Here is a 16103-nt window from a genome sequence, read left to right as displayed (position 1 = left end):
TGGCGAACGCCAGAGCGTCCGCCGCTTTCACGAGGCGAAGTCAGTCTTTGGTTTCTTGGCCGCCATCCTGCTCAGCCCGTCGAGATGCGGGTGGTGGCGACGCAAGCCAGCAAATCACAGCAATTGATCTGCCTCAAATTCATAAATTTACGTTCTGCATGAACTGAGGTTATGGTCTCGCCATGCATTACCGCCAGGTCGAGATCTTCAAGGCGATCATGGATGCCGGCTCGATCACCGAGGCGGCCAACACGCTTCGCATCTCGCAGCCCGCGGTGAGCAAGGCTCTCAAGCAGCTGGAGGCCGAACTCGGTCTTCGCCTGTTCGATCGCACGACGAAAGGCATCGCGGCGACCGAAGAGGCGCGGCTGCTCTACACCGAGGTCGAGCGCACCTATTTCGGCATGCAGAACCTCACGCGCTTCGCCGCCAGCCTCGGGCATCGCCGGCAGGGACGGATCGTCGTCAGCACCATTCCCGCGCTCGGGATCGCCTGGCTGCCGACGGTGGTCGCCCGCTTCTCGGAGGCCCATCCGGACGTCACAATCTCCCTGCATTCCAGCAACTCCGTCGATGCGGCGAGGCTGGTCGGCAGCGGCGAGATCGATCTCGGCATCGCCCAGCTGCGCAGCGAGGAATACAACCTCTCGCGCCGCAAGCTGTTCGACCTGGAGGGGGTCATCGCCCTGCCTGCAGGACATCGCCTTGCCCGCAAACCCTATGTCGAGGCTGCCGATCTCGCAGGCGAGACCGTCATCGCACTCGGCCCGGAGGATGAGTTCCGCCGGAAGCTCGGGCAGGCCCTCGAAGCGGCCGGGCAGCACCCGCGCACGGTCATCGATGCCAGTCTCGGCCTGACGATCTGCGCCCTCGTCGCAGCCGGTTGCGGGGTCGGTATCGTCGACAGCGAGGCGGCGCGGATGCCCGGCACCGGCCTCGTCTTCCGCAGCTTCCGACCGGCGATCTACGTGCCGATCTTTCTGTTCCGGCAGCGCGGACGCCCGACGGGCAGGCTGGTGGAGGCCTTCAGTGCGATCCTGAAGCCGCCGCCGCCCTTCCGCAGCGTCCCGGCCTGAAGCGCCGGCGACGGCCGGCCGCTCGCGGCCGATGGCAATACCCTTGCAAGGCGGCGAGCTCTGGGGCTGGTTGGCAGCAAATGCCGGACGGCATCGTCCGCGTGGGGAGCGGGTCAGCAATGCGAGGGGACGGGTGAGGATGAATCTGCGGCATGTCGAGCTCTTCCGCCACATCATGCACCTTGGCACGCTCACGCAGGCGGCCGAGATCATGTCCGTCTCGCAGCCGGCGGCGAGCAAGATGCTCAACCAGCTCGAGCGCAGCACCGGCATCATTCTGTTCCAGCGCATGAAAGGGCGGTTGAAGCCCACGCGGGACGGCGAATTGTATTTCGCGGAGGTACAGCGCACCTGGGAAAGCGTCGAGCGCCTGGAGCGGATGACGCGCGACATCCGGGAGCTTCAGTTCGGACGACTCAATCTGGGCGTCATGCCGATGCTGGCGGGGACGCTGATCCCGCCCTTGCTGACGCGCTTCTGCCAGGCGCATGAGAAGACGGCGGTGAAGCTGCATTCGCGCAGTTCCGACCGCATCCTCGAATGGGCCATCGCCGGCCAGATCGACCTCGGGATCACCGAGCACTCCACCCCGCATCCCAATGTCATCTGCCGCATGATCGCGCGCATCCCCAATGTCTGCGCGGTGCCCGCGGGCCATCGGCTGGCGGGGCTGAAGCGGATTCGGCCGGAGGACCTCGATGGCGAGAACTTCGTCTCGATCGGATCCGCGGATCGTCGCGTCTTCATCGAGAAGGTCTTCGAGCAGGCGGGCGTGCTGCCGCGCATGTTCATCGATGCGCCGATGGCGAATGTCGCGAGCGCCCTGGTGGCGAACGGCGCCGGCATCGCACTCGTCGACGAGCTCAATGCCCAGAGCTTCATCGGGCGTGGCCTGGTCGCAAGGCCCTTCGCGCCGGAGGTCTTCTCGCCGGTCTGGCATGTGCGCCCGAATACGCTGATCGGCTCGTCGCTGGCGGAGGCACTGATACGGGATATCGAAGACGAGCTGGAAAGGCTCGGCTACCGCGCGGATTCATAGCGCGGGCCGAGGATTTGATGCGCGATCCGGCGAGGCGAGGTTCATAACCTGAAGGAATGAACTGGCAAAATCATATTCTTTGACGCCTGGATCTTCGCTCCATACCTTCGCTGTCATTGACATAGATCAAACAAACGGGGCCGATCCTGGATGTGCTGCACAGCATGTTCGGGAAACGGGAGATCTATTGCCAATCTGAAGGGGAGATATTTTCCGCGATGCGGATATTCGTCTTTCTGGCAAGAAGGTTGATCTTCGCGATTATACTGATGCTCGGCGTCAGCGCGGCGATTTTCTTCCTGGTCAACGCCATCGGCAATCCGATCGAGCTGATGATGGCCGAGACGCCCGGCATGACCGGGGAGGTCATCGAGCGGATGAAAGCCTATTACGGGCTCGATCACCCTCCCTTCACCCGCTATCTGCTCTGGCTCGGGCGACTCCTTCACCTCGATTTCGGCACGAGCATCGTCTACAACCAGCCGGTCGGATCGCTGATCGTGACCTGGGGTTGGGAAACCCTGAAGATCCAGCTCCCGGCGATCCTGATCGCGCTCGCCATCGCCATCGTCTTCGGCGTCACCGCGGCCCGGCGGCAGCATTCGCGCTCCGATTTCGCGGTCATGGGCACCGCCTTGCTGGGCCAGTCGCTGCCCGCCTTCTTCCTCGGCATCCTGCTGATCTTCGTCTTCTCCTACACGCTCGACTGGCTGCCGAGCTACGGCGCCTATGCGACGCGGAACCCGCTCTGGGGCAGCCCGGTTCTCGACGCGCTCTGGCACATGATCCTGCCCGTCGCGATGCTGACCTTCTTCAACACCGCGACGCTGACGCTGCTGATGCGGTCCAACATGGTGGACGTGCTGAAGAGCGACTTCATCGCGGCGATGCGCGCCAGCGGCATTCCCGAGCGGCGCGTCATCTACGTCCACGCGCTACGAGCCGCTTTTATCCCGATGCTGACCTATCTCGGCCTGCTGATCGGCCTGATGCTCGGCACGGCGCCGGTGACCGAATCCGTCTTCACCTGGCCGGGGCTCGGCTACCTCTACATCTCGGCGATCCACCAACTCGACTACCCCGTGATCATGGGCGCGAGTGCGGTCATCGCCTTCATGCTGATCTGCACGACCCTGCTGACGGACGTGATCTACGTCCTGATCGACCCCCGCATCAGCCTGGAGTGAGTGGCGTGACCGACCAGACGATCACGAGTCATGCGCCTGTGCCGAAACCGGCCCGCAAGCCCGCCAAGGGCATCTGGCGACAGGCCTGGCAGCGCTTCGCCCGCAGCCGCACGGGGATGCTCGGCTTCATCCTCGTCGCGCTCGTCGTCGCGACCGCGCTGGTCGGCCCGTTTCTGGCGCCCTTCGACCCGCAGGACCAGAGCCCGATGATAGACCCCGGCGCCAAGGCCCCGCCGAGCTGGACGCACCCGCTCGGCACCGACCGCATGGGCTACGACGTGCTCAGCCGCCTGATCTATGGCGCACCGACGGCGCTCGCAGTTGGGCTCGGCGCCATGTCGATCGCCTCGGTCATCGGAGTTCTGGTCGGTGGTGTCGCCGGTTATCGCGGTGGCACGATCGACGAGGTGCTGATGCGCTTCACCGACTTCTTCCTGGTGATCCCGGTCTTCGTCGTCATCCTTGCCGTGGTCCGTCTTCTCGGCGTCGCGATCGTCAACACGCCCTTCGAGAGCGTGCCCTATCTCAATCTCGGCGTGATCATCCTGCTGATCGGGATGTTCTCCTGGGCGCCGATCGCGCGGATGACCCGCGCCGAATTCCTGCGGCTCAAGAACCAGGAATTCGTCGAGGCGGCGCGCTGCATCGGGGCGACCTCCGGCGACATCCTGTTCCGGCACATCCTGCCCAACGCTCTGCCCTCGCTCGTCGTCATCGTGGCGCTCGGCATCGGCGGCGCCGTGCTGGCGGAGGCCATGATCGGCTTTCTCGGCTTCGGCGATCCGGCCGCGGTGAGTTGGGGCCAGTTGCTCTACTTCAACTACGAGGCGCTCAAGGTCGCGCCCTGGGCTTCGCTGAGCCCGGGCGTTGCGATCTTCATCACCGTGCTGGGTTTCAACCTTCTGGCGGACGGGCTGACCGACGCCTTCAACCCGCGGGCCAAGCGCTGATGACGAGCCTCGCCGACGAAAGACAGGCTCCCTCGGCTTCGCTGGAGCAATCCGGGACACGGCATCAGTCGGCACCGGCGCTGATCTCGATCGAGAATCTGCGCATCCAGTTCCCACCCTGGAACGCGCCGGTCCGGATCGTCGAGGATGTCAGCTATCAGGTCCATGCCGGCGAGACGATGGGCATCGTCGGCGAATCCGGCAGCGGCAAGACGCTGTCGAGCCTCGCCATTCTCAACCTCCTGCCGCCTCCCGCCCGGATCGCCGGCGGCCGCATCCTCTTCGAAGGCCAAGACCTGGCGGCGAAATCGCAGCAGGAGATGCAGAAGCTGCGCGGACGCAGGCTCGCCATGATCTTCCAGAATCCCGGCTACTCGCTCAACCCGCTGCTGACCGTCGGTGCCCAGCTCGCGGAGATCCTCAAGGTCCACGAGAAACTGCCGCGCGCGGTCGCCTTGCAGCGTGTCGAGGAGCTCTTCCGGCTGGTCGGGATCACCGATCCCGGCTCGCGCCTCTCGCAATATCCGCACGAGATGAGCGGCGGCATGAAGCAGCGGGTCTGCATCGCCCGCGCGCTGCTCTGCAACCCGGCGCTGGTGCTGGCCGATGAGCCGACCACGGCGCTGGATGTCACCATTCAGGCCCAGATCCTCGATTTGCTTGAGGAGCTGAAGCAGCGGCTCGGCATGTCGATGATCTTCGTCACGCACGATATGGGCGTCGTCGCCCGCATCGCTGACCGGATCACCGTGATGTATGCCGGCCAGGTCTGTGAGACCGGCGACAAACATGCCGTCTTCGCCCGGCCGTCGCATCCCTACACCCAGGCGCTGCTTGCCTCGACGCCCCGTATCGACCGGCCCTATGCGGTCAACGCCCAGGGTCGGCGCGAGCGCCTGCCGACTGTCGGTCGCGCCGCGACGCCCGGCCAACCGCTTACCGGCGGCTGCCGCTTCGCCGGCCGTTGCCCCGAGGCACAGCCGGAATGCTCCCGCCTCGTACCGCAGGCCGCCGCAATCGAGCCGGGCCGTGTCGTCCACTGCCTGGAGCGCGGCAGCGCCGGAGTGCCCGACCATGGTTGAGCCCTTGATCGAGCAGGCGCCCGACGCGCGGCAGCGTGCTACCCGCCCTCTGCTCAGCGTCGACGGGCTGGTGAAGAGCTATCCGCTGCTTCGCCGCGGCCTGTTCCGCCAGAAGGTCACCAGCGAGATCCGCGCCGTCAACGACATCAGCTTCAGCCTCGACGAGGGCGAGACGCTCAGCATCGTCGGCGAGAGCGGCTGCGGCAAGACCACGGCAGCGCGCGCCATCCTGCATCTCGTACCGCCCACCTCCGGGGCGATCCGGCTCGGCGGCGTCGATATCCGCGAGACCTTCGCTCAGGACCGCCGGCCCGATGTCCTCGCGCTGCGCCGGCAGATGCAATACGTCTTCCAGGATCCCTATCTCTCGCTCAATCCGCGCTGGAGCGTCCGGCAGATCCTGTCCGAGCCCCTGCGGGTCCACGGCCTATTGCCGCCGGCGCAATGGGACGCCGCGGTCGAGGCGCTGCTGGAGCGTGTCGGGCTGCCGGCCGAACATGCCGACCGCTATCCGCACGAATTCTCCGGCGGCCAGCGCCAGCGCATCGGCATCGCCCGCGCGCTCGCGGTCGAGCCGCGGCTGCTGATCTGCGACGAGCCGGTATCCTCGCTCGACGTCTCGGTGCGGGCCCAGATCCTCAATCTGCTGGCCGAGCTGCAGGAGGAGCTGAGGCTCTCCTATCTCTACATCTCGCACGATCTGAGCTCGGTGCGCTTCCTGAGCAACCGCATCGCGGTGATGTATCTCGGCGATCTCGTCGAGATCGGCGAGGTCGACGAGATCTTCGCCCGCCCTCGGCATCACTACACGGCGGCCCTCATCTCGGCGATTCCGGTGCCAGATCCGGCCCGCCAGAGGCCGCGCGACGCCATCAAGGGCGAAATCCCGAGCGTGGTGAAGCGGCCTCACGGCTGCGTCTTCCACACCCGCTGCCCGGCCGCGCTGCCGGTCTGCTCCCAGCAGGTTCCACCGCTGGCCGCCCCCGAGGGCAGCCACGCCTTCGCTTGCCACAACCCGCGCTGATGCGGGCCAGACCACAGGATATGCCATGATGAACGTCATCGTCGTCGGAGCCGGCATCGTCGGCAGCTCGGTCGCCTACCGGGTGGCGCAGGGGGGCGCCAGGGTCACCGTTCTCGAAGCCGAGCGCGTCGGTGCCGGCACCTCGGGCGTCAGCTTCGCCTGGACCAACTCCAACAACAAGACACCGCGGCCCTATCACGACCTCAACGTCGCCGGCATGCGGGCCCATGCTGCGCTGAAGGACGAGTTCGGCGCCACGCCCTGGTTCCATCAGAGCGGCAGCCTGGAATGGCGCGTCGATCCGGCCGAGGTGGCGGCCCAGGCGCAGAAGGTCGCGCGACTGCGCGAATGGGGCTACGCCGTCGAGATCGTCGACAAGAAGCGGCTCGGCCAACTCGAACCCGAGATCGCGCTTAGTGCCGTTCCCGACGACGCCCAGATCGTGTTCTGCCCGGAGGAAGGCTGGGTCGACCCGGTCCTCTATGCCGGCACGATGCTGCGCGCCGCCCGCCAGCGCTATGGCGCCGCGCTGAAGACCGGCGTCCGGATCACCGGGCTGGAGACGCGCAACGGCCGCGTGATCGGTGCCCGCGACGACAGCGGTGCGCTTCATGAGGCCGACCTCGTGATCAACTGCACTGGCCGCTGGTCGAACGAGACGGTGAGCGAGAGCGTCCCGAACATCCCGCTTGCGCCCACGGTCGGATTCCTGGTCTTCACCCCGCCGGTCGGGGTCGATCTGCGCCGGCCCTTCCACGCTCCCGATGTCGATGTCCGGCCGGACGGCGCCGGCCGCCTGATGGTGCGCAAGGACTCCCTCGACGACCGCTTCGCGGCGCTCGAAAGCCGGACGCCGGATTGCGAGGAAGCACGGATCGCCCTCGAAAGCGCGGCCGAGATCCTACCCGGCCTCAAGGGGGTCAGGGCCGAGGCGGTCCGGACAACGGTGCGCCCGATCCCGGCCGACGGGCTCTCCACCGTCGGGCGCGCGCGTGGCGTCGACGGCTACTACGTCGTCGTCACCCATAGCGGCGTCACGCTCTCGCCCTTCCTCGGCCAGGCCGTTGCGGACGAGGTGCTGCGCGGCCGCCAGCGGCCCGAGCTCGAGGAGTTCCGACCGACGCGCTTCCAGGCCTGAGCCGCGGGAGCGCCGCCGTTTCCAATCAAGCAGAAGAGGGGACAACGATGCCTGAAAAATCGACGCGACGTGACGTTCTGAAATGGACTGGCGCTGGGGCGGCCGCGCTCGCCGCCGGCGGCCTGCCGGAGCCGGCCCTGGCGAAGCCGCCCCACTTCAAGCTCTACCTGATGATCTTCAACAACCTGCAGTCGCGCATGATCTGGACCGATCTGATCGGCAAGCAGTTCGCGCGGCTCGGTATCGACGTGAATGCGAGCTACCAGCCACCCTCCGTGGTGATTGCCCGGCGCGCCAACGACAGCGGCAAGACCCATGTCGAGGGCGGCTTCGACATGTATTCCGAGCGCATCTACTACAGCGGTCTGTCGCCGATGCCCGAGACGCTGTTCCACAGCAAGAACATGCCGCCCAACGGCCAGAACTACTATCGGGTCGCGGACAAGCAGATCGACGAGGCGATCGAGAAGTATTCCCGCGCGATCACCGAGGAGGATCGCAAGGCGGCGATGACCGCCTTCGTGAAGCGCTGGTACGAGATCGAGCCGCTGCACATCGTCTTCTATCCGGAAGAGGTGATCATCACCAATCCGAAGCTGAAGGGGATGGAATCGACGACCTACAACCCGGTCTTCTATCCACGTGCGGAGGACTGGACGATCGAGGGGGCGACCGGCGACGTCACCGCCACCTTTGCCTCCTGGCAGCCTCCGAGCCAGCTCATCCCGATGTATGGCAGCGGCTACAACGAGGCGAACATCTTCGGCCCGGTCTACAACGCGCTGCTCGAATATGACAGCTGGGCGAACAAGAAGCTCAGCCCCGCGCTGGCGGAATCAGTCACGGGTTCCGCGGACGGCAAGACCTGGGTTCTGAACCTGCGCAAGGGCGTGAAATGGCACTCCGGCGAAGAGTTCACCGCCGAAGACGTGAAGTTCACCTGGGATACGATCATCGACAAGGCCTATGCGAGCCTGTTCCAGTCGCCGCTCGAAACCGTGATGGGCTCGCGCGACGCCTACAAGGTCACCGGCACGCACGAGATCACCGTCTCGCTGCCGCAGCCGAACTCGATGTTCTACGATTTCCTGCTGCCGGTCATCGCGATCATGCCGAAGCACGCCTACAAGGACATCAAGCCGGAGGAGCTGCGCGGCCACGTCATCTCGACCTGGCTCGGCACCTTCCCGGTCAAGACGTCCGACGGCAAGGTCTTCGAGGCGAAGGGCGGTGTCGGCACCGGGCCCTGGATCCCGCAAGGCTTCGATCCCTCGCGCAAGGCCTATAAATACGTCCGGAACGAGAACTATTGGCGCAAGACGGACGGCAACGTCAAAACCTTCTACGTCGTCAATATCCAAGGCGCCGACGCCCTGCTGAGCGCCATCAAATCCGGTGCCATCGACGCGCATGACCCCATGTACGATGTCGGCGGCCTGCTCGATACGGTCGATGCCTCCTGGGGCAAGATCAACCGCTTCGACTCGTTCAAGTGGATGCAGACCTGCCTCAACATGAACCACCCGGTCTTCGGGACCGGAGTCGAGACGCCGCTCGGCAAGCAGGACCCCAGCCGCGCCGCCGAGGCGGCGATGTATGTCCGCAAGGCGATGAGCCACATGATCCCGCGCGAGCAGATCATCAAGAATGTCGTCGCCGGCTTCGGCAAGCCGGGAACGGTGCCCATGCCTTTCACCTCGGAATATTACGACCACGATCTGCTGAAGCCGATCGCCTACGACTTCAACCTGGCCAAGCAGTACATGGAAAAGGCCGGCTACAAATATTGACGCAGCAAGCGTCCATGCCTGGGTCGGGCCTGCGGGCCCGATCCGCCCCCATCATCGAAACTCTCAAGGATCAGGACGATGCGTGTCGCAGTGCTCGGTGCGGGCTCGATTGCCTATGGCAATGCCGCTCTTCTTTCCTCTCTCGGCCATGAGCCGGTCCTGTGGTCGCCCTCCGGCAAGAGCGGCCGGAGCATCGCGCAGGGCGAGCCGCTAACCGCGACAGGCAGCCTGAGCGGCAGCTTCAAGGTCGCCGTCGCGGCCAGCGCCGCCGAGGCCATCGCCGGCGCGGGAGCCGTGCTGTTCGCGCTGCCGGCCAATGGCCACCGCAAGGCGATGGACGAGGCCGCGCCGCACCTGGACGCCGGGCAGGTCGTCATCATCAGTTCGCACACCTCGTTCAGCGGCCTCTACATCGCGCGCAAGATCGCCGAGCGCGGGCTGGACGTCCCCGTCGTCGTCTGGGGCACGACGGTCACCGCCGGGCGCCGCACCGGCGATGCCAGCGTCAATGTTTCGACCATCCGTTCGAAGGTCGACATCGCGACGATTCCCGTTTCCGCCGCCGATCGCGGCCTGAAGATCTGCCAGGAACTGTTCGGGGACCGTTTCGTCCAGCGCGACGATGCGCTCGCGATTTCGCTCTCCAATCTCAACCCGCAGAACCATCTCGGCATCGCGCTGTGCAATTTCACCCGCATGGAGCATGGCGAGACTTGGGGGCAGAACGAAAACAACACGGATTCCGTCGGCCGCTTTCTGGAGGCGCTGGATGCCGAACGGCTCGCCATCGCCGAGGCCGCCGGCTATAGGGTCCGCACCATTCGCGAGCACTATAACCTCTCCTTCCATGTCGCGCCCGGACCGGTCGGTGAGATGGCGCGTGCACTCGCTGCTCGTGGCAATGGCGGCAACGGGCCAAGCACGATCGATACCCGCTATGTCCTGGAAGACGCGCCCTTCGGGCTGCATCCCACGGTGCTGCTCGGCAAGCTCGCCGGCCGGCCGGCGACACTGCACCAGGCCGGCGTCGACATCTTCTCGGCGCTCTACGGCCGGGACTTCGCGGCGGAGAACGACCTGCTCGGCGATATCGGCCTTGAGGCGATGTCGCTTGCGGAGCTGAAAGCGCTCGTGCGCGACGGCTGGGCCACGAAGCGCGCGGCGTAAGGCCTGCTTGCCCCTCTTCATTAATGGATATGGACCATGACTGAAATCATCGTTGTCGGCGCCGGCGTCATCGGAACGTCTGTCGCCTATCGGCTGGCGCGAGCCGGCGCGAAGGTCACGGTGCTCGAAGCCACCCGCGTCGGCGGTGGCACCTCGGGCATCTCCTTCGCCTGGACTAACTCCAGCAACAAGTCGCCGCGCGCCTATCATGACCTCAACGTCGCCGGCATGCGCGCCCATGCCGCTCTGAAGGACGAGTTCGGCGCCACGCCCTGGTGGCATGGCGGCGGGCGCGTCGAATGGAGAGCCGAAGCCGAGCAGGCTGCCCTCAAGGCCAAGGTCGAGCGGCTGCGGAGCTGGGACTATGCGGCAGAGTGGATCGACCGCAAGCAACTGCTCGAGCTGGAACCCGACATCGCGCCGGAAGCGGTAGGCGACGCGCCGATCGCTTGGTATCCGAACGACGGCTGGCTCGACCCGGTGGTCTATTCCCATGCGATGATGAGTGCGGCACGGCGTCACGGCGCGAGCCTGAGGACGCAGACGAAGGTCTCGGGCCTGCTTGTCGAAGGCGGCAAGGTGAAGGGCGTGCGCAGCGAAGGCGGCGAGACCTTCCATGCCGACCTTGTCGTGAACTGCACCGGCCGCTGGTCCAACGATACGATCGGCACGGTCATCCCGAACGTGCCGCTGGCGCCCACGGTCGGCTTCCTCGTCTTCACGCCGCCCGTTCCCGCCAGCATTCAGCGCGTCGTCGCCACGCCGGTCTGCGACTTCCGCCCGGACGGAGCCGGGCGCCTGATGCTGCACTGGGGGGCGGCCGACGCCACGGTCACGCCCGAGATCGGCGTCAATCCGGGCATGGAGCAGGCGGCCGATCTGGTCGACCGCCTCCTACGCATCCTGCCGGGCATCGCGCCGCTCAAGCCGGAAGCCGCGCGCGTCACCGTACGGCCGATCCCAAGGGACGGCCTCTCGGTGATCGGCCCGGTGCCGGGTGTCGAGAACTACTATGTGATGGTCACCCATAGTGGCGCCACGCTCTCGCCGGCGCTGGGCGCCATGGCCGCCGATGAAATCGTCAACGGGACGCAGCGCCCCGAGTTCGAGAGCTTCAGGCCGGCACGCTTCTTCTTGTAAAAGCGCTTTGCTCGATGCGCTGACGTGGTCGGATGGGAGCAGGGCGCTTGTCGCTCGCGGCGAATGCAACTGCAGCGGATAGTTGAGACCAAGAAGGGCCTGGCTGGCAGGCCGGGCCCACAGCGGTTCGGAAGCGTCTGACTTGCGCCGCTGATCGTGGATGTGTGCTTCTCGACAATGGGCCACGCCACGCGCCGAAATCCCAAGCGGACGTCCAGTGCGCGATAGTGGCGCGACTGAAAGCGGCACGTGGGTCCCCAATTCAGCATCGGCCTATAACCGAAGATGCGGAGTGATATCTGCGGATGCCTCCCAGGACATGTCGAGCAATGCGACGCGGAAGCACTCAGTTGTAAGCCAGGGTCAGTGAATCCCGCGGACTTGGCATGACGACGGAATCTTTACCGGACGCTGCGAAACGCAACGGGCGCAAACCGTGAGCACTCATGCCCTTGCTTCGTATCCTCTGCCTCGCCGCCGCTCTGGTCGGCATTATGCCGGCTTCGCTGGCTCAAACAACAGGGCCAGTCGCCGTCGCCTCTGGCGTTAGCTATGAATTCCTGGCGCGCTGGGATGTCGACAAGCTAAACCGCATCCTGACGACCGATACGCCAACCTTCGCAGGCATCCCGGTGAGCTACACCCCGGCTCGCAACGCGGTGAGGCTCTACCGCGTCCGCTATGCGTCAGTCGTGCCCGAGCGCGGCAATCGGCCGACCGTTGCTACCGGCCTCGTCGCGGTGCCAGACACCGGTGAAGCGAGCTTCCCGATGGTATCCTACCAGCACGGCACCGTCTACGGAAAGCAGCAGGTTCCGTCCTTCGCCGACCAATCGCCCGAGACGCAGCTCATGCTCGCGCAGTTCGCTGGGCAGGGCTATGTCCTGGTCGCTGCCGACTACTTCGGCCTAGGCGAATCCAGCGAACCCGAAGGGTACATGGTGAAGGCCAGCCACCAGCAGGCAACCTACGATATGTTGATGGCGGCGCGCGCCGTCCTCGCCGACCTGAAGGTCGCGACGCCGAAGCTGTTCCTCGCCGGCTGGTCGCAGGGCCGCTTCGTGACGCTGGCCATGCTGGAGAAGCTGGAGAATGTCAAGATTCCGGTCACGGCTGCAGTGACGGCCAGCGCTCCGGCCGACATCTTCGTCGCCCTCAACGGCTTCCTGGACTTTCCCCGCAAGATCGACGCCGACTGGGTGCCGACGCTCTTTATCCTCTCGGCCTTCTCCTTCGAGAACTACTATGGGGTGCCAGGCCTTGCCCGCTCGCTGCTCACGGACGACTATTACGAGCTGTCGCGCAAGGCCTATGAGAGGCTGCCCTTCGACGCCAGCCAAGTGCCGACGGAGCTCCGCAAGATCATCCGACCTGAATATTTCGACGCACAATTCTTCGCGAACTCGGCCTATGGGCGACTCGTCGCCGCCACGCAGGCCTATCGCTGGGTGGTGAAGACGCCGGTGAGGACTTTCTACGGCGAGACGGATGAGGCGATCCGGACGGAACTCGGACAGCTGCCGATGACCTACCAAAAGGCACTCGGCAACGATCGCGTGGAGGCGATCTCGACCGGCGCCACGAGCCACCGAGGCACCTTCGCCAAGGCTGTGCCGCTATGGAAGAGCTCGTTCGACGGGCTGTGACCTACGTCTGGGTTCAGGGGTTGGAAGCCGCGATGGGCCAAAACCTGACATCACCTCTACGTCAATACGCGGACCTTCGTTCATTGGGACAGCAGAGCCAGATTAGAACGCAGATGGATGGGGTCTGACAGCTCGGCTTCGATTGCCGCGTGCAGTTGTTTCCAGATTGGCACCGCATCGGCCAGCACGGCTCTGCCTGCCGGCGTCATAGACAGGAGGCGGACGCGCCGGTCCGCTGCGTCATGGCTGGTCTCGACGAGTTTGCGCCGCTCCAACGGCTTTAGGTTTGCGGTCAGGGTCGTTCTGTCCATCGCCAGCAGGGCGGCGACGCTGCCGAGGCTTGGGGGACTGGGACGATTCAGCGACATCAGGAGCGAGAACTGGCCGCTGCTGATGCCGGCAGGCCTTAGCGCGAGATCGAAGCGTCGGGCAAGCGCGCGCGCTGCCCGCTGCGCATGAAGGCAAAGGCAGGCATCGCGTACCAGAAGGGTCGTCTCGAAGGTAAGTTCGGTTTGGGCGCGCATCAGGTGAGTTGACATCCCCGGAATGATATAGGTGGATATCAACTAAATGGGGAAAGCGCCAATCGATGTCACGTCCTAACCGCATCGGCGCTTCGATCAACACAGGGAGAAAACCATGAAGATCGTGACGAGCCTGAGCTTTCAGGGGCAATGCCGCGAGGCCTTCGAGTTCTACGCGAAGGTTCTCGGCGGCAAGATCACGGCCGCATTTCCTTACGGTGACGCACCTCCCGGCATGCCGATCACCGACGAGAAGTACAAGAGCTGGCTGATGCATTGCTGGCTGGAGGTGGGCGATCAGGCCCTGATGGGCGCCGATATGGATGCCGCGTGGGCGCCTAACATCGACAAGCCCAAGAACGGGTTCGACGTCACCCTGCACAGCACGGATAAGGCCCAGGGCCAAAGCTGGTTCGAAAAACTGTCCGAGGGCGGCAAGGCGGTCATGCCATTCGGCGAGACCTTCTGGTCACCGGGCTTCGGCTCGCTGATCGACAAGTTCGGCATCCCCTGGATGATCAACACCATTCCGTCGGGCGATTGGAAGCCGAAGGGCTGATGTCGCCGGCAGAGGGCGAACGGCTCGATCCAAGAACCGATCTCAGGCTCGCAGAGGCCAAAATCGCCGGCACGATGCCGCTCTACGCCGTAATTATCCGCGAGTATTTCCCGGTGAGGATGATGGGCACCATCATCGGGGGCACCGGGATGGCCGGGAGCCTCGGCATGTTGACTGGGCCTGTGCTTGTCGGCCTGATCTACGACAATATCGGAACTTATACGCCGATGTATGTCGCGTCTTGGGGCTTGGGCCTGGCGGCTACGCTGATCCTCGCCACCTCCAGACCGTTTCCGGTAAAACCTCCGATGCCAATCGCCACAGCCTAAGCTGAGGCTCTCGCCAAACTCGTCTGTCCACGGACGTCTGGCGCCAGTTCCGGACATTGGGGCACCGCTTGGAAGCGGACATCTGCGACCGGCGCATCAGCGAGCGGCTGCTTGCAAACAGCGACCCGCCGCCAACACTGATACGGACTCCGACAAGCACGGAGGCACTGCTATAGAGCCTTTGCCTCTTCCTGGGTCAGAGGCACATTTAGCGACCCGACGTTTTCTTCCAGGTGAACGACAGAACGTGTGCCTGGAATGGGGACGATGACGGGGCTCAGTGCCAGCAGCCAGGCTAAGGCGAACTGCGAAGTCGAGCACCCCCGCTTGCCTGCCTCGATCGCGATATTGCCAGTCTGATCGGCAAGCGGCGCCCCAATTTGTGCAGGGTTCCCGTCGAGAGGACCATATGGGAAGAAAGTAATGTCCTCTTCGCTGCAGTATCGCACCAGGTCAATTTGCGAGCGATCGGCAAAACTGAACCGATTTTGCACCGATGCGATCGGCGCGATGCTTCGTGCGCGCTTGAGTTCGTCGAGAGTTACGTTGGAAATTCCGATGTGTCGGATCTTGCCCTCTTTGACCAATTCGGCAAGTGAGCTGACCGTCTCCTCGATGGGTGTATCCTCATCAACCCAATGCAATTGCATGAGATCGATCCTGTCCACACGAAGATGGGAAAGACTTGCTTCGCAGCCCGTCCTGATGGCCTTGCGTCGCCCGTCCCGGTAGGCGATGCCCGGCCCCATTTTGGTGAGACCGCATTTCGTAGTGATGACGAGGTCGTCTCTATACGGATGCAGTGCCTCGGCAATCAGCCCCTCATTGTAACCGGCTCCATAAGCATGGGCCGTATCGATCAGGTTGACACCGACTTCAATGACGCGCCGCAACACCTTCTTGGCAGCCTCAGGGTCTGGGTATGGGCCCCAGTTGCCGGGCTGACCGGTCAAGCGCATAGCGCCATACCCCAGGCGCGAAACCTCGAGATCGCCACCAATTTTGCGCACGGTATCGAAAGCTGGGCTAGTCATGTCCTTTGTTTCCTTCTTTGAACATCGGGAACCCGATCGATTGGAACGAGGCCAGCACTCGCCCTCGCTTTGAAGAAGCTTGACTGCGGATTGGCGGGCGCCCGTTTGACCGAACTCCGCTGCCATACTGGCGACCACTTCAGTGCAGGATCTGGCTGAGGAAGAGCTTCGTGCGCTCGTGCTGCGGGTTTTTGAAGAACTCGTTGGGGGTGTTCATCTCGACGATCTGTCCGGCGTCCATGAAGATGACGCGGTCGGCGACCTGGCGGGCGAAGCCCATCTCGTGGGTGACGCAGAGCATGGTCATGCCCTCCTCCGCCAGCGAGACCATGGTGTCGAGCACCTCCTTCACCATCTCCGGGTCGAGCGCCGAGGTCGGCTCATCGAACAGCATGATTTTCGGGCTCATGCACAGCGA

General features: G+C 64.5%; 15 protein-coding genes and 1 pseudogene. 13 read left to right on the top strand and 3 right to left on the bottom strand.

Annotated elements, in window-relative coordinates; translation table 11 throughout:
* Positions 1–182: 182 nt before the first annotated feature.
* The 11 genes from AB4Z10_RS25170 (at position 183) to AB4Z10_RS25120 (ending at position 13239) form a co-directional block, all read left to right on the top strand.
* Positions 183–1076 carry a LysR family transcriptional regulator gene (locus AB4Z10_RS25170; protein ID WP_441473145.1) on the top strand — a complete coding sequence of 298 codons (894 nt, stop codon included), beginning with the start codon at positions 183–185 and terminating at the stop codon, positions 1074–1076.
* A gap of 139 nt (positions 1077–1215) precedes the next feature.
* A complete protein-coding gene (locus AB4Z10_RS25165; RefSeq protein ID WP_441473144.1) occupies positions 1216–2115 on the top strand; it encodes a LysR substrate-binding domain-containing protein in 900 nt (299 codons plus the stop codon).
* Positions 2116–2333: 218 nt separating this feature from the next.
* Positions 2334–3302, top strand: coding sequence for an ABC transporter permease (locus AB4Z10_RS25160; protein ID WP_441473143.1), 969 nt, complete (start codon positions 2334–2336; stop codon positions 3300–3302).
* A gap of 5 nt (positions 3303–3307) precedes the next feature.
* Complete coding sequence (locus AB4Z10_RS25155) at positions 3308–4252, top strand: ABC transporter permease (RefSeq protein ID WP_441473142.1); 945 nt, start codon at positions 3308–3310, stop codon at positions 4250–4252.
* Positions 4252–5334 carry an ABC transporter ATP-binding protein gene (locus tag AB4Z10_RS25150; protein ID WP_441473141.1) on the top strand — a complete coding sequence of 361 codons (1083 nt, stop codon included), beginning with the start codon at positions 4252–4254 and terminating at the stop codon, positions 5332–5334. The genes AB4Z10_RS25155 and AB4Z10_RS25150 overlap by 1 nt, the downstream gene beginning before the upstream one ends.
* Positions 5327–6358, top strand: a complete 1032-nt coding sequence (locus tag AB4Z10_RS25145) for an ABC transporter ATP-binding protein (protein ID WP_441473140.1) — start codon at positions 5327–5329, stop codon at positions 6356–6358. Before AB4Z10_RS25150 ends, AB4Z10_RS25145 begins: the two co-directional genes overlap by 8 nt.
* Before the next feature lie 25 nt (positions 6359–6383).
* The gene (locus tag AB4Z10_RS25140) at positions 6384–7496 is read left to right on the top strand and encodes an NAD(P)/FAD-dependent oxidoreductase (RefSeq protein WP_441473139.1); all 1113 of its coding nucleotides are present in this window, start codon (positions 6384–6386) and stop codon (positions 7494–7496) included.
* A gap of 47 nt (positions 7497–7543) precedes the next feature.
* The gene (locus AB4Z10_RS25135) at positions 7544–9286 is read left to right on the top strand and encodes an ABC transporter substrate-binding protein (protein WP_441473138.1); all 1743 of its coding nucleotides are present in this window, start codon (positions 7544–7546) and stop codon (positions 9284–9286) included.
* A 78-nt stretch (positions 9287–9364) separates the two neighbouring features.
* A complete protein-coding gene (locus AB4Z10_RS25130) occupies positions 9365–10453 on the top strand; it encodes an NAD/NADP octopine/nopaline dehydrogenase family protein (RefSeq protein WP_441473137.1) in 1089 nt (362 codons plus the stop codon).
* A 36-nt stretch (positions 10454–10489) separates the two neighbouring features.
* Entirely contained in the window at positions 10490–11593 is a 1104-nt protein-coding gene (locus tag AB4Z10_RS25125; RefSeq protein WP_441473136.1) for an NAD(P)/FAD-dependent oxidoreductase, read from the top strand.
* A gap of 446 nt (positions 11594–12039) precedes the next feature.
* Complete coding sequence (locus AB4Z10_RS25120; protein WP_441473135.1) at positions 12040–13239, top strand: alpha/beta hydrolase family protein; 1200 nt, start codon at positions 12040–12042, stop codon at positions 13237–13239.
* An 80-nt stretch (positions 13240–13319) separates the two neighbouring features.
* Here AB4Z10_RS25120 and AB4Z10_RS25115 read toward each other — a convergent pair whose 3' ends face one another.
* Positions 13320–13763, bottom strand: a complete 444-nt coding sequence (locus tag AB4Z10_RS25115) for a MarR family winged helix-turn-helix transcriptional regulator (protein ID WP_441473134.1) — start codon at positions 13761–13763, stop codon at positions 13320–13322.
* 115 nt (positions 13764–13878) lie between these two features.
* Here AB4Z10_RS25115 and AB4Z10_RS25110 point away from each other — a divergent pair, with 115 nt between their 5' ends.
* Together AB4Z10_RS25110 and AB4Z10_RS25105 are read left to right on the top strand one after the other, a co-directional pair.
* Positions 13879–14322, top strand: coding sequence for a VOC family protein (locus AB4Z10_RS25110; RefSeq protein WP_441473133.1), 444 nt, complete (start codon positions 13879–13881; stop codon positions 14320–14322).
* Positions 14323–14387: 65 nt separating this feature from the next.
* A pseudogene (locus AB4Z10_RS25105) lies at positions 14388–14651 on the top strand (MFS transporter); the annotation flags it as partial.
* A 170-nt stretch (positions 14652–14821) separates the two neighbouring features.
* Here AB4Z10_RS25105 and AB4Z10_RS25100 read toward each other — a convergent pair.
* Positions 14822–15685: an aldo/keto reductase gene (locus tag AB4Z10_RS25100; protein ID WP_441473132.1), complete on the bottom strand. Its 864-nt coding sequence runs from the start codon at positions 15683–15685 to the stop codon at positions 14822–14824.
* A 139-nt stretch (positions 15686–15824) separates the two neighbouring features.
* Positions 15825–16103 (bottom strand): AAA family ATPase (locus AB4Z10_RS25095; RefSeq protein ID WP_465247581.1); only part of this gene is annotated, 279 nt, incomplete at its 5' end.

Origin of the sequence: Allobosea sp. RAF48 (genome assembly GCF_052114025.1) — a bacterium.
Taxonomy (GTDB): domain Bacteria; phylum Pseudomonadota; class Alphaproteobacteria; order Rhizobiales; family Beijerinckiaceae; genus Allobosea.
This window is presented reverse-complemented; position numbering and strand designations above follow the sequence as displayed.

Coding starts and splice junctions, on each gene's coding strand:
- AB4Z10_RS25135 (WP_441473138.1), top strand. CDS start 7,544: ATGCCTGAAAAATCGACGCGACGTGACGTTCTGAAATGGACTGGCGCT.
- AB4Z10_RS25145 (WP_441473140.1), top strand. CDS start 5,327: ATGGTTGAGCCCTTGATCGAGCAGGCGCCCGACGCGCGGCAGCGTGCT.
- AB4Z10_RS25140 (WP_441473139.1), top strand. CDS start 6,384: ATGATGAACGTCATCGTCGTCGGAGCCGGCATCGTCGGCAGCTCGGTC.
- AB4Z10_RS25120 (WP_441473135.1), top strand. CDS start 12,040: ATGCCCTTGCTTCGTATCCTCTGCCTCGCCGCCGCTCTGGTCGGCATT.
- AB4Z10_RS25150 (WP_441473141.1), top strand. CDS start 4,252: ATGACGAGCCTCGCCGACGAAAGACAGGCTCCCTCGGCTTCGCTGGAG.
- AB4Z10_RS25160 (WP_441473143.1), top strand. CDS start 2,334: ATGCGGATATTCGTCTTTCTGGCAAGAAGGTTGATCTTCGCGATTATA.
- AB4Z10_RS25115 (WP_441473134.1), bottom strand. CDS start 13,763: ATGCGCGCCCAAACCGAACTTACCTTCGAGACGACCCTTCTGGTACGC.
- AB4Z10_RS25170 (WP_441473145.1), top strand. CDS start 183: ATGCATTACCGCCAGGTCGAGATCTTCAAGGCGATCATGGATGCCGGC.
- AB4Z10_RS25165 (WP_441473144.1), top strand. CDS start 1,216: ATGAATCTGCGGCATGTCGAGCTCTTCCGCCACATCATGCACCTTGGC.
- AB4Z10_RS25110 (WP_441473133.1), top strand. CDS start 13,879: ATGAAGATCGTGACGAGCCTGAGCTTTCAGGGGCAATGCCGCGAGGCC.
- AB4Z10_RS25100 (WP_441473132.1), bottom strand. CDS start 15,685: ATGACTAGCCCAGCTTTCGATACCGTGCGCAAAATTGGTGGCGATCTC.
- AB4Z10_RS25125 (WP_441473136.1), top strand. CDS start 10,490: ATGACTGAAATCATCGTTGTCGGCGCCGGCGTCATCGGAACGTCTGTC.
- AB4Z10_RS25130 (WP_441473137.1), top strand. CDS start 9,365: ATGCGTGTCGCAGTGCTCGGTGCGGGCTCGATTGCCTATGGCAATGCC.